General features: G+C 66.6%; 13 protein-coding genes. 11 read left to right on the plus strand and 2 right to left on the minus strand.

From position 1 onward, the window contains the following. Position 1: 1 nt before the first annotated feature. Positions 2–694 (plus strand): aspartate/glutamate racemase family protein, encoded by a 693-nt coding sequence (locus AE618_RS09330; RefSeq protein WP_054208785.1) that lies wholly within the window; start codon positions 2–4, stop codon positions 692–694. Positions 695–700: 6 nt separating this feature from the next. On the opposite strand, the gene AE618_RS09335 is transcribed toward AE618_RS09330, so the two are convergent. Together AE618_RS09335 and AE618_RS09340 are read right to left on the minus strand one after the other, a co-directional pair. Then, positions 701–3,124: a DNA translocase FtsK gene (locus AE618_RS09335; protein WP_156330184.1), complete on the minus strand. Its 2,424-nt coding sequence runs from the start codon at positions 3,122–3,124 to the stop codon at positions 701–703. A 131-nt stretch (positions 3,125–3,255) separates the two neighbouring features. Further along, positions 3,256–3,843: a helix-turn-helix domain-containing protein gene (locus AE618_RS09340; RefSeq protein WP_054208786.1), complete on the minus strand. Its 588-nt coding sequence runs from the start codon at positions 3,841–3,843 to the stop codon at positions 3,256–3,258. Between the two features lie 145 nt (positions 3,844–3,988). On the opposite strand from AE618_RS09340, the gene AE618_RS09345 reads away from it, so the two are divergent. From AE618_RS09345 to AE618_RS09390, 10 genes are all read left to right on the plus strand, one after another. Then, positions 3,989–4,744 (plus strand): ABC transporter substrate-binding protein, encoded by a 756-nt coding sequence (locus AE618_RS09345; RefSeq protein WP_054208886.1) that lies wholly within the window; start codon positions 3,989–3,991, stop codon positions 4,742–4,744. 173 nt (positions 4,745–4,917) lie between these two features. Continuing rightward, positions 4,918–5,580: an amino acid ABC transporter permease gene (locus AE618_RS09350; protein WP_054208787.1), complete on the plus strand. Its 663-nt coding sequence runs from the start codon at positions 4,918–4,920 to the stop codon at positions 5,578–5,580. Between the two features lie 26 nt (positions 5,581–5,606). After that, positions 5,607–6,338, plus strand: coding sequence for an amino acid ABC transporter ATP-binding protein (locus AE618_RS09355; protein ID WP_054208887.1), 732 nt, complete (start codon positions 5,607–5,609; stop codon positions 6,336–6,338). 61 nt (positions 6,339–6,399) lie between these two features. Beyond that, a complete protein-coding gene (locus AE618_RS09360) occupies positions 6,400–7,701 on the plus strand; it encodes an NAD(P)/FAD-dependent oxidoreductase (RefSeq protein ID WP_054208888.1) in 1,302 nt (433 codons plus the stop codon). 311 nt (positions 7,702–8,012) lie between these two features. Continuing rightward, complete coding sequence (locus AE618_RS09365; RefSeq protein WP_054208788.1) at positions 8,013–8,369, plus strand: DUF2849 domain-containing protein; 357 nt, start codon at positions 8,013–8,015, stop codon at positions 8,367–8,369. Positions 8,370–8,372: 3 nt separating this feature from the next. Then, entirely contained in the window at positions 8,373–10,043 is a 1,671-nt protein-coding gene (locus AE618_RS09370) for a nitrite/sulfite reductase (RefSeq protein ID WP_054208789.1), read from the plus strand. Continuing rightward, entirely contained in the window at positions 10,030–10,551 is a 522-nt protein-coding gene (locus tag AE618_RS09375; RefSeq protein WP_054208790.1) for a DUF934 domain-containing protein, read from the plus strand. Before AE618_RS09370 ends, AE618_RS09375 begins: the two co-directional genes overlap by 14 nt. Before the next feature lie 4 nt (positions 10,552–10,555). After that, positions 10,556–10,786, plus strand: coding sequence for a hypothetical protein (locus AE618_RS09380; RefSeq protein WP_054208791.1), 231 nt, complete (start codon positions 10,556–10,558; stop codon positions 10,784–10,786). Positions 10,787–11,188: 402 nt separating this feature from the next. Then, positions 11,189–11,824 carry an aldehyde dehydrogenase iron-sulfur subunit PaoA gene (paoA, locus tag AE618_RS09385; protein ID WP_082365124.1) on the plus strand — a complete coding sequence of 212 codons (636 nt, stop codon included), beginning with the start codon at positions 11,189–11,191 and terminating at the stop codon, positions 11,822–11,824. After that, a complete protein-coding gene (locus tag AE618_RS09390) occupies positions 11,821–12,771 on the plus strand; it encodes an FAD binding domain-containing protein (protein ID WP_054208792.1) in 951 nt (316 codons plus the stop codon). The genes paoA and AE618_RS09390 overlap by 4 nt, the downstream gene beginning before the upstream one ends.

The following is a 12,771-nucleotide window of genomic DNA, read 5'->3' on the forward strand; positions in this document are numbered from 1 at the left end:
GATGACCGACACCACTGAACCAACCCCGCGCATCGCGCTGATTCATGCGCTCGAGGAATCCGTGCTGCCGGCGCGCGCCGCTTTCGCCGCGCATTGGCCCCAAGCGAATGCCTTCGACCTGCTCGACACCTCGCTGGCGATCGATCTCGCCGCGCGCGGTAGCCTCGACCAGGCGATGACCGAGCGCTTCCTGACGCTGGGCCGCTATGCGGCGGCGACCGAAGGCACGGCCGGGCCTGCCCAGGCGATTCTGTTCACCTGCTCGGCCTTTGGGCCGGCAATCGATGCGGTCAAGCGCGCCCTGCCGATCCCGGTGCTGCGGCCCAATGAATCGGCTTTCGCCGAGGCTCTGGCCTTCGGCGGGCGCATCGGCCTGATCGTGACCTTCGCACCCTCCCTGCCGTCGCTGACGCAGGAGCTGAACGAGATGGCGAGCAGGCCGGTCGACGTCACCGGCATCGTCGTCGAGGGCGCGCTGGCAGCGCTGAAGGCAGGCGATGGCGCCATCCATGACCGGCTGGTGGCGGAGGCCGCCGCACGCCTTACCGGCATCGACACGCTGATCCTCGGCCAGTTCTCGCTCGCCCGCGCCAAGCCGGCGATCGAGGCGGCGACGGGCCTTCGCGTCGTGACGACGCCGGAAGCCGCGATCAGGGGACTGAAGCGCGCCCTGCAGACCGGCAAGCCCGCCTGAAGCCGCTCAATCCTCGTCTTCGCGTGCCCTGCCGGTTTCGACGAGGATGTCGCGTTTGCCGGCGTGGTTGGCGGGGCCGACGATGCCTTCGTTCTCCATCCGCTCCATGATCGAGGCGGCGCGGTTGTAGCCGATCTGGAGGCGGCGCTGGATGTAGGAGGTCGAGGCCTTCTTGTCGCGCAGGACCACCGCCACCGCCTGGTCGTAAGGATCCTCGCTCTCGGCCTGGCCCATGCCGGTCTTGTCGAAGACGGCGCCGTCCTCGCCCTCCTCGGCCGCAGCCTCCTCCTCGGAGGTCACCGCGTCGAGATATTGCGGCCGGCCTTGCGTCTTGAGATGGGCCACGACCTTCTCGACCTCGCCATCGCTGACGAAGGGGCCGTGGACGCGGGTGATGCGCCCGCCGCCGGCCATGTAGAGCATGTCGCCCTGGCCCAGAAGCTGCTCGGCGCCCATCTCGCCCAGGATCGTGCGACTGTCGATCTTGCTGGTGACCTGGAAGGAGATCCGCGTCGGGAAGTTCGCCTTGATCGTGCCGGTGATGACGTCGACCGACGGGCGCTGCGTTGCCAGCACGACATGGATGCCGGCCGCGCGTGCCATCTGGGCCAGACGCTGGATCGTGCCCTCGATCTCCTTGCCGGCGACCATCATCAGGTCGGCCATCTCGTCGACGATGACGACGATGTAGGGCAGAGGCTCGAGGTCCATGACCTCGTCTTCATAGATCGCCTCGCCGGAATGGCGGTCGAAGCCGGTCTGGACGGTGCGGGTGATGACCTCGCCGGCGGCCTTGGCCTCGACGACGCGGGCATTGAAGCCGTCGATGTTGCGCACCGAGAGCTTCGACATCTTCTTGTAGCGCTCCTCCATCTCGCGCACCGCCCATTTCAAGGCGACAACCGCCTTCTTGGGGTCGGTGACGACGGGGGTGAGCAGATGCGGGATCCCGTCATAGACGGAGAGCTCGAGCATCTTGGGGTCGACCATGATCAGCCGGCACTGCTGCGGGGTGAGCCGGTAGAGCAGCGACAGGATCATGGTGTTGATCGCCACCGATTTGCCCGAGCCGGTGGTGCCGGCGACGAGCAGATGCGGCATCTTGGCGAGATCGACGATCACCGGCTCGCCGCCGATGGTCTTGCCCAGCCCCAGCGCGAGCTTGTGCTTGGAGCTCTCGAAATCCTGGCTCGCCAGCAGTTCGCGCAGGAACACCGTCTCGCGGCGGGCATTGGGCAGTTCAATGCCGATCGCGTTCTTGCCGGGAATCACCGCCACGCGCGCCGAAATCGCACTCATGGAGCGGGCGATGTCGTCGGCCAGCGAAATCACGCGCGAGGATTTGGTGCCCGGAGCCGGCTCGAGCTCGTAGAGCGTCACGACAGGGCCGGGGCAGGCCTGGACGATTTCGCCCCGGACGTTGAAGTCTTCCAGAACCCCTTCGAGGACACCGGCATTCTGCTGGAGGATGTCGACGGGTATCGCGGCTTCCACCTGCTTCACCGGCTCGGCGAGGATCGAGATGGGGGGCAGCTCGAAGCCGGCCTGCCGTTGCGGTTCGGCCATGGCGGCGGCGGGCGCCGCGATGCGGCGGCGGGGCGGCGGCGCCGGCCTTGGGGCGAGTTCGGGCCGCGTCGCGCGCGTGACGTCGACGCCGCTTCTGGCGACGGGAGCGGCGGCCGGCACGGCGCCGACCGCGACAGGATGCGACAGCCGAGGGGCCGGCGGCGCGACGTCAGCCCGAGGCGGCGCCGAGAGCCGCAGATCGACGCGATAGGCCGGCGCCCAGGAAAAGCCCGGCGGCGTCGGCATCGTCGCGGGAATGGAGACGGGCATCGCCGCCGCAAAGCCATGCGGCTGGACCGAAGGAGCGGCAGCCTCGTCGCCCGGCAGATCATCTTCGTCGCGCCCGGCCTCAGTCCGTTCCGCCGGGGACCCAAATTCCCAGAAGGCGGAATCGGACAGGAAGGTGAAGGGCGTCGCAGGCTCTTCAGCGGGAAGATCGATCGCACCGGCCACAGCGGCGGCGCTGGCCTCTGGCCAGGCGCCCTCGCCTGCTTCCTGAGCGAAATCGTCCTCGGGCTCGATCGAGGGCAAGGCGATCGCGGCCGGCGCATCGATCGTCTCCGATGCGACCCAAACCTGCTTTAGCAGATGGTTCGGCGTGCGGCCGTAGCGGACGCGGCTCGCCGATGAGGACGACACGGCGGATACGACAGGCTCGACCGCGGCAGCAGCGGCCTGCGCAGCGTTGCGCAGCGCCTCCATCTGCGCCTGCCGAACCTTGTCGGGCGTGCGGACATATCGGACGCCCGGCGGAAAGGACGATGCAGGCTGAACCGCCGCAGCGATCGATCGATCATCCCGGGCCGTCGCAGGCTCGCCTGTTGCGGGACCGTCGGCGAGGAAGGGTACGCTGAGCTTACGCATGGATCAGGGCAGCACTGCAATCTGTTGGCCAGTCTCCAAGACCTATGGTGACAGGGTTAAGGCTCCCTGAAGTCAGCGGCGCTTTTTGCACCGCACGCGCACGGGCACGGCAGCGCGGTCAGACGGAACGACTAGAGACAGGCGACCCAGAGAACCCGCGTCTCGCCCTCTGCCGCATTGGCGAAGCGATGCGGCCGCGACGATAGAAACCGGAAGCTGTCGCCCTCCTGCAGGGTCCAGCTTTCGCTTTCCACGGTGAGCACCATCGCGCCGCTCATCACCAGCCCCGCCTCCTCGCCATCATGCGTATAGAGTTCGTCCCCCGTGCTGGCTCCCGGCTCCATCTCGACGATATAGAGACTGAGCTTCGAACCCGCGCTATGCGCCGTCAGCAGCTGCTTGCGGATCCCCGAGCGCCACAGCTGGAGTTGGCTGCGCGCCGCGCTGCGCACGATGGTGGCCGTCTGGTCGCCGGTGACGCCGGTCGCAGGAAACAGATCGGCGAGGCCGACACCGAGCGCATCGGCCATGGTGACCAGCGCCCGCAGCGTCGGCGAGGACTTGCCGCGTTCGATCTGGCTGAGGAAGCCGATCGACAGATGGGTGCGGGCCGCCAGATCGACCAGCGACAGGCTGCGCTCCCGCCTCAGACGGCGCAGGCCCGCTCCGATCTCGCGATCGACCTCTGGCTGGGACGTCGTGGCCGCCGGACTGCTCATGAAAGCTCCATTCGTCGCGCTTATTTCATGCACATGAAATCGCTTGCCGGCAAGATCGTCCTATGCTGGTATCTTCATGCTCATGAAAATCATGATGGCCGCGCTGGCCGCGCAAGACGCGCGCGATAAGCAGGGGATCATTGCGATGGAACGTCGGACCTTTCTGTCCATGCTGGCGGGCAGCGCCGTGGCTGCCGGCATCCTGCCCGCCCGGGCGCAAGGCGTGCTCAAGGTCGGCTCGACGCCGACGGGCAGCCCCTTCACCTTCCTCGACACCAAGACCAACACGATCGAAGGCGTGATGGTCGACCTGATCAAGGCCATCGCCGCATCCTCCGACTTCAAGGTCGAGGTCGAGGGCATGCAGTTCTCGACGCTGATCCCGTCGCTGACCGGCAACAAGGTCGATATCGTCGCCGCCGCGATGTACATCACCCCGCCGCGCAAGGAGGTCATCGACTTCTCGGACCCGATCTACACCTACGGCGAAGGCCTGATCGTCCCGGCGACAGACACCAAGGATTACGTCACGCTGGAAGACCTGAAGGGCAAGACGATCGGCGTGCAGATCGGCACGGCTTATGTCGATGTGCTGCAGAAGTCCGGTCTGTTCTCGGAGGTCAAGCTCTACAAGACCCTGCCCGACATCCTCGCCGACGTGAATGCCGCCCGTGTCCAGGCCGCCGTCTTCGACCTGCCGATCATCGGCTACAACCTCTCGCAGGGGCAGTTCCCCAAGGTCCGCATCGTCAAGTCCTACAAGCCGGTGATCTCGGGCTCGGTCGGCATCGGCGTGCGCAAGAGCGACGGCGAATTGTTGAAGAAGATCAACGCCGGCCTTGCCAAGCTCAAGGCCGACGGCACGGTCGACAAGATCCTGGCCAAGTGGGGCCTCGTCTGAGCAGGCCCTGACGACAGATCACTCGCGCCGTCATCCCGGACGGAGCGAAGCGGAGATCCGGGATCCATGCCGGATCAGTCAGGCATGGATCCCGGATCGGCGCCGCTAACGCGACTTGTCCGGGATGACACGCCGGGGATCGCAAGCCGAGCCCCCTCCGACTGACAGAACCCATGCAAACCTTCCTACGCGACGCGACCCAGTTCCTGCCGCTGCTGCTCCAGGGTGTGAAGTTCACTCTGATCGTGGCGCTGGGCTCGCTCGCGCTGTCGACCGTGCTCGGCCTCGTCTGGGCGCTGATGCGGGTATCCGGCATCGGCTGGCTCGGAATGCTCGCCAAGGCGATCGTCAACACGCTGCGCGGCATCCCGATCCTGGTGCAGCTGTTCTACATCTATTTCGTGCTGCCAGAGTTCGGCATCGCGCTGACGGCCCTGCAGGCCGCCATCATCGGGCTCGGCGTCGCCTATTCTGCCTATCAATCCGAGAACTTCCGCGCGGGCATCGAGGCGATCGATCACGGCCAGGTCGAGGCGGCGCAATCGATCGGCATGGGCTGGGGCCTGACGATGCGCCGGGTGATCCTGCCGCAGGCGATCCGCCTCGTCCTGCCGCCCTATGGCAACATCATGGTGATGATGCTCAAGGATTCCTCGCAGGCCTCGACGATCACGGTCGCCGAATTGACCCTGCAGGGCACCCTGATCGCCTCCTCGACCTTCAAGAACATGACCGTGTATTCGCTCGTGGCCCTGCTCTACCTGGCGATGTGCCTGCCGCTCATGGGCCTGGTCAGCTGGCTCGAACGGCGCTTCGGCAAGGGGACGCGGCGATGACCGGGCATGCAGTTGCGGGCGCGCCGATGATCGAGATCACCGGCGTCACCAAGAGCTTCGGCGCCTTCCCGGTGCTCAAGGGCATCACGGCCAGCGTCGCCAGGGGCGAGGTCGTCTGCCTGATCGGCCCGTCCGGCTCGGGCAAGTCGACCATCCTGCGCTGCATCAACGGTCTCGAAGCTTATGATGGCGGCGCCATCACCATCGATGGCGCGCGGGTCGAGCGCGACAAGCCCTCGATCATCGGCATCCGCACCGCGATGGCGATGGTGTTCCAGCGCTTCAACCTGTTTCCGCATCGTACGGCGCTGGAGAACGTCGTCGAAGGCCCGATCTTCGTGAAGAAGGAGCGCGCGGCAGACGCGATGGCGCGGGGCCGCGACCTCCTTGCCCGCGTCGGGCTCGCCGACAAGGTCGACGCCTATCCCGCCCAGCTGTCGGGCGGGCAGATGCAGCGTGTCGCGATCGCCCGCGCGCTCGCCATGCAGCCCAAGGCGATCCTGTTCGACGAGCCGACCTCGGCGCTCGATCCCGAACTCGTCGGCGAGGTGCTGCAGGTGATGAAGAGCCTGGCCGATGACGGCATGACCATGCTCGTCGTGACCCACGAGATGGGCTTCGCCCGCGAGGTCGCAGACCGCGTGCTGTTCCTCGACGGCGGCGTCATCGTCGAGCAGGGCCCCGCCCGCGACGTCTTGAGCGCACCGACCCATCCGCGCACGCAGGACTTCCTGCGACGCGTGCTGCGACCGATCTAAGCCACTGACCGAAAAGAGGAATGCGCTTTTCTGTGCGATGCTGCAAAATGAGGAGGCCGAGATGGCCGAACCGTTCCCGCTGAGCCCGTCGCTCTGGTATGCGACCGCGCCGGACGCAGCCCCGACACCGCCGCTGGCAACCTATGGCAAGGCGGATGTCTGCGTGATCGGAGCCGGCTTCGCCGGGCTGTCCACCGCGCTGCATCTGGCCGAGGCCGGGGTTTCCGTCACTGTGCTCGAGGCGCATGAGCTCGGCTGGGGCGGCTCCGGTCGCAATGGCGGGCAGGTCATCCCCGGCATCAAATATGACCCGAGCGAGATCGTCGCGAAATTCGGCCCCGCGGCGGGCGAGGCGCTGATCCGCTTCGTCGGTTCGACGGCCGATCTCGTCTTCGACCTGATCGAGCGGCACGGCATGGATGTGCCGCACAAGCGCGCCGGCTGGATTCAGGGCGCGCATACGCCTGCCATGGTCGAGACCGTCAAGCGGCGCGCGGGCGAATGGCAGGGGCGTGGCGTCGATGCCGCCTTCCTCGACAAGGATGCGATCGCGGGCTTGCTCGGCACCGACCGCTATCTCGCCGGCTGGATCGACCGGCGCGCCGGCGGCGTGCAGCCCCTCGCCTATGCCCGTGGTCTGGCCAAGGCCGCGATTGCCGCAGGTGCGGTCATCCACGGTCAGAGCAACGTCGTCTCGCTGAAGCGCGACGGCGCGAACTGGACCGTCCGCACCGCGCAGGGCGCGAGCGTCACCGCCCCGCGCGTCGTGGTCGCGACCAATGGCTATACCGGCGACCTGATCCCGAAGCTGCGCCAGACCGTGATCCGGCCGAACTCCTTCATCGTGGCGACGCAAGCCCTCTCCGACAACATCGCCGGCACGATCCTGCCCGAGGGGCAGGTTACCTCCGACACGCGGCAATTGCTTCTGTATTTCCGCAAGGACCATCAGAACCGCCTGCTGATGGGCGGGCGCGGCCCGTTCCGCGAGCCGAAGGATGCTTCCGACTGGGCCCATCTCGAGCGCGTCGTCGGCAAGATGTATCCGCAGGTGAAGGGCGTGCCGTTTGATTTCCGCTGGTGCGGCCGCGTCGCGCTGACGCGAGACTTCCTGCCGCATCTGCACGAGCCGGAGCCCGGCCTGCTCGTCGATATCGGCTGCATGGGGCGGGGCGTCGGGCTGCAGAGCGCCATGGGCAAGGCTATGGCCGAATACCTTGCAAGCGGCGACAAGAGCCGCCTGCCCTTTCCGGTCGTGCCGATCACACCGCTGCCTCTGCATGCGCTCAACGAGCTCTACGTCTCCGCGATCATCGCCTGGTACCGGCTGACCGACGGCGGCATGAAGGACAAGGCAGCGTAAGCCTCGCGGCAGGCGCCGATGACGGCGCGAGCCAAGGCGGCTCGATGAACTCGACCGGTGCCGTCCCGTTCGTCAACGGCCTTGCGGCGTGAGAAGATCAGGCGCGCCCGGAGTTTATTCCACTTCCAGCCTGGCGAAATTTGGAAAAACCATCCACCGGACGTGAATTGAACCAGGAGGCTCATTGGCCTAGATTTCGTTCGGTATACAGAACGGGAGCGCAACCCATTGGCCACGCCGCATATGATCGACAGATCGGGCCCGACCCGTCAGCGCAGGCCGGCCTCTGGCCGGCGCATCCGGTCCGCGTAATGGCAACCGCAGATAAGCGCCCGGCCCTGCCCGCGATCCTGCTCGCCAACGACCTGCTCGACGGCGACGTCGTCTTCGCCATCGTCGAGGCTGGCGGTGCACTCGGCTGGACGCGCGATCCGAGCCTGGCGCTGGTCGCGACGGACGATGCCACGGCCATCCGTCTGGAAGCCTTCGCAGCCCAGGAACTCGCAGCGCAGCACGTGGTCGATGCCTATCTGGTCGATGTGGAACTGAGCGCCGCCGGACCGGTGCCCCGGCATTTCCGCGAGCGCTTCAAGACGCTCGGCCCGAGCAACCGCCCCGATCTGGGCAAGCAGGCCGGCGAAGGCATCGCCGCCCGCCGGAGCGCATGAGTCATGTATCGCTACGATGAGTTCGACGAGCGCTTCGTGCGCGATCGCGTCGCCCAGTTCCGCGATCAGGTCGCAAGGCGTCTGGATGGCTCGCTGACAGAGGACGAGTTCAAGCCGCTGCGGCTGAAGAACGGCGTGTATCTCCAGTTGCACGCCTATATGCTGCGCATCGCCATCCCCTATGGCACGCTCTCGGCGCGGCAGTTGCGCCAGCTTGCCTTGATTGGCGAGCGCTACGACCGCGGCTACGGCCACTTCACCACGCGGCAGAACCTGCAGTTCAACTGGCCGAAGCTGCGCGACGTGCCCGCCATCCTCGACCTGCTCGCCGATGTCGAGATGCACTGCATCCAGACCTCGGGAAACTGCATCCGCAACGTCACGGCCGATCATTTCGCCGGCGTCGCGCAGGACGAGATCGAGGATCCGCGCGCCGTCTGCGAGCTGATCAGGCAGTGGTCGACGGCCCATCCCGAGTTCAGCTACCTGCCGCGCAAGTTCAAGATCGCCGCCACCGGCGCGCAGCATGACCGCGCCGTGATCAAGGCGCACGATATCGGTCTGCGGATCCTGAAGCATCCGCAAACCGGAGAGATCGGCTACGAGATCAGCGTCGGCGGCGGGCTTGGCCGCACCCCGATGATCGGAAAGGTCGTGCGCGACTTCCTGCCCAAGACGGACCTGCTCGCCTATCTCGAGGCGGTGATGCGGGTCTACAATCTGGAGGGCCGGCGCGACAACAAGTACAAGGCTCGCGTCAAGATCCTGGTCCACGAGATCGGGACGGAGGAGTTCCGTCGCCGGGTCGAGGCCGAATTCGCCCGGCTCGACGGTCCCTCGGTGAATGCCGACCCGGAGGAACTCGCCCGGATCGAAAGCTATTTCACGCCGCCGGCCTACGAGACCTTGCCGGAGGAAAGCCCGGCGCTGACTGTCGCTAAGGCTGCAAACCCCGATTTCGCCCGCTGGGTCGACACCAACCTCACCCTGCACCGCGTACCGGGCTACAGCGCGGTGACCATCTCGCTGAAGCCGGTCGGGCTGGCACCGGGCGATGCGACATCCGAACAGATGCGCCTCGTCGCCGACCTGGCCGAGCGCTACTCCTTCGATGAATTGCGCGTCACCCATGCGCAGAACCTCGTGCTGCCGCATGTCCGCAAGGACGACCTGTTCGCGATCTGGCAGGCGCTGGTTCCCGTCGGGCTCGCCACCGCCAATCTCAGCCTGATCACCGACATCATCGCCTGCCCCGGTCTCGACTATTGCGCGCTCGCGACCGCGCGCTCGATCCCGATCGCTCAGGCGATCTCCCAGCGTTTCGCCGATGTGGAGCGTCAGGCTGACATCGGTGAGCTCAACATCAAGATCTCCGGCTGCATCAACGCCTGCGGCCATCACCATGTCGGCCATATCGGCGTTCTCGGCCTGGAGAAGCGCGGCATCGAATCCTACCAGATCACGCTCGGCGGGGACGCGACCGAGAACGCGGCGATTGGCGAGATTCTGGGACCCGGTCTGCCGGCCGAAGCGGTGCCCGATGCGATCGAGGCGATCGTGGGTGTCTACGAGCACCACCGTCATGACGGCGAACGCTTCATCGAGACGGTGAAGCGTGTCGGGCTCGTGCCGTTCAAGACCGCTTTCAAGGAGCTGTCCGATGCTGCTGCTTGATCGCGACGGGGCCGCCACCGACCGCTGGACCCGCAGCGAGGGTGCAGCGATCGACAACCTGTCGCGGGCGCTGGTGGGCTTCGATGCGCTGCCCGACGCGCTCGCCCAGATCACGCCGGATCAGCAGATCGGGGTTGTGATCTCCAATGCACTGGCCGTCTCCGAACTCGAACCCTTCCTCCCCCGGCTGTCGCTGATCGCGATCGGCTTTCCGGCCTTTGCCGATGGCCGCGGCTTCAGCCAGGCCAAGGCGATCCGAAGAGCGGGCTTCACCGGCGTGCTGCGCGCGTCGGGGCCGCTCATCCCCGACCAGTTCGACTATGCACTGGCCTGCGGCTTCGACGAGATCGAGCTGCCCGATATCAGCGCCGGCAGGCAGACCGTGCAGCAATGGCAGCAGGCTCGCGGCCGCCTGAGCCAGACCTACCAGCGCGGCTACCGCCGCGACGGCAACATCCTGGACCGCCGCAGGCTGGCCCGGAATCCGTCCGGCAGCGCGGCACCCTGACGTGATGAGCGAGCACGCCGGCGACAAGGAGGCGGTCGAGATGGCCAAGGCGATGAGCTGGAACGAAGATACTTCCGCGCGCGAGATCGCGAATTTCCTGCCGCGCAAGCCCGGCGAGCGCTGGCTCGATCTCGGCTTCCGCTTGCTGATCGTCGCGCTGCTCTGTGGCTGGTTTTCCATGCCGAGGCCGGCCGCCGATCCGGCACCATCGGCAGCCCAGACCACCACCCGGTAGATCACGCCGAGTCCGCACAAGCGCGGCCAGCGCCGCCTGCGTCGGTCCGCGTCCAGGGTCCGCCGTCACAGCCCAGGTTCGACGAGATCGCGCAGCCGCATCCCAGCACCGGTTGGCAACTGCGGAGGTTGTCGAGAAGCAGCGCTGTCACGCATTGGATCGTCGGCCGGCTGCTCTCGTCCCCGGACGCCACCCGGACGCAAAGCAACGCGTGTTGCAGCCACGACCAGCGTCGCTTCCTGTCAGCGAACGATAGCTGCTGCGCGGGAGCGTTGACGATCTCGTGTCCACGACATTCTAGAAAAGGAGTGAACTAGGCGCGGTTTCAGTCGTTCTCCCTTCCAACGCGGCAGCCTCTGCAGAGAGCTGCTAACGGCGATTGTGTCGAAACCGGAGGCGCTTATGGCCATTCCAGGAGAACTGACGTTGAACAGGCGCGATCTCATCGCGGCAGCTGGCGCTTGTGCCGCATTGCCGTCCATGGTCGGGGCAGCACGGGGGCAGCCGGTTCCCATAGGCGAGCCGGTCCGGGCGTCGGTTTCATTTCGCGTGAATGGCGCCGGCCATCACCTTGAGCTCGATACGCGCACAACGCTGCTGGATGCACTGCGCGAGCATCTCAAGCTGACCGGCACCAAGAAGGGCTGCGACCACGGCCAGTGCGGGGCATGCACTGTGCTGGTCGATGGGCAGCGGATCAACTCCTGCCTCACCCTCGCCGTGATGAATCAGGGCAGCGAGGTCACGACCATCGAAGGCCTCGGCAGCGTCGACAACCTGCATCCGATGCAGGCCGCCTTTGTCAAGCATGACGGCTTCCAGTGCGGCTACTGCACGCCCGGACAAATCTGTTCCGCCGTCGCGGTTCTCGACGAGATCAAGGCCGGCATTCCCAGCCATGTCAGCGCCGATCTCGAAGGGGCCATGGCCGTGAGCGAAGCGGAACTCCGCGAGCGCATGAGCGGCAACATCTGCCGCTGCGGCGCCTATTCCAACATCGTCGAAGCGATGACCGACGTCGCGGGGAGGCAGGGATGAGGGCTTTCACCTACGAGAAAGCAGCATCGCCGGCTGAGGCGGCCACGGCCGCCGCCCGCAATGCCGAGGCGAAGTTCGTCGCCGGCGGCACCAACCTGCTGGACCTGATGAAGCTGCAGATCGAAACGCCGACGCATCTGATCGACGTCAACGGCCTCGGCCTCGACACGATCGAAGCAACGCCCGAGGGCGGGCTGCGCATCGGCGCAATGGTCCGCAACACGGCGCTCGCGGCGGATGCGCGTGTCAGGCGCGACTACGCGGTGCTGTCGCGGGCGCTCCTGGCGGGGGCATCCGGCCAGCTGCGCAACCGCGCGACAACAGCCGGCAACCTCCTGCAACGCACGCGCTGCCCCTATTTCTACGACACCGCCCAACCCTGCAACAAGCGCCAGCCGGGCAGCGGCTGCTCGGCACTCGGCGGGTTCTCGCGCCAGCTCGGCGTGGTCGGCACGAGCGATTCCTGCATTGCGACGCATCCATCAGACATGGCGGTGGCGATGCGGGTGCTCGATGCAACCGTCGAGACAGTGAAGCCGGACGCATCGACGCGGTCGATCCCACTGGCCGGGTTACACCGCCTGCCGGGCTCGACCCCGCATCTCGAAACGGCCTTGGAGCCGGGCGAGCTGATCACGGCCGTGACCCTGCCCAAACCCGCCGGTGGCCGGCACATTTACCGGAAGGTTCGCGACCGTGCCTCCTATGCCTTTGCACTGATCTCGGTGGCAGCCGTCATTCAGCGGGACGGCCGTGGAAAGGTCGCGCTGGGCGGCGTTGCACCCAAGCCATGGCGGGTCGAGGCAGCGGAAGCGGAGTTGCCGCGCGGTGCGAAAGCGGCTGCAAAAGCCATGTTCGCCGGCGCCAGACCGACAGACGAGAACGCATTCAAGCTGCCGCTGGTCGAGCGCACGCTCGCCGCGGTGCTGGCAGAGGCAAGGGGTTGA

It is taken from the genome of Allobosea vaviloviae (assembly GCF_001298265.1).
GTDB classification, from domain to species: domain Bacteria; phylum Pseudomonadota; class Alphaproteobacteria; order Rhizobiales; family Beijerinckiaceae; genus Allobosea; species Allobosea vaviloviae_B.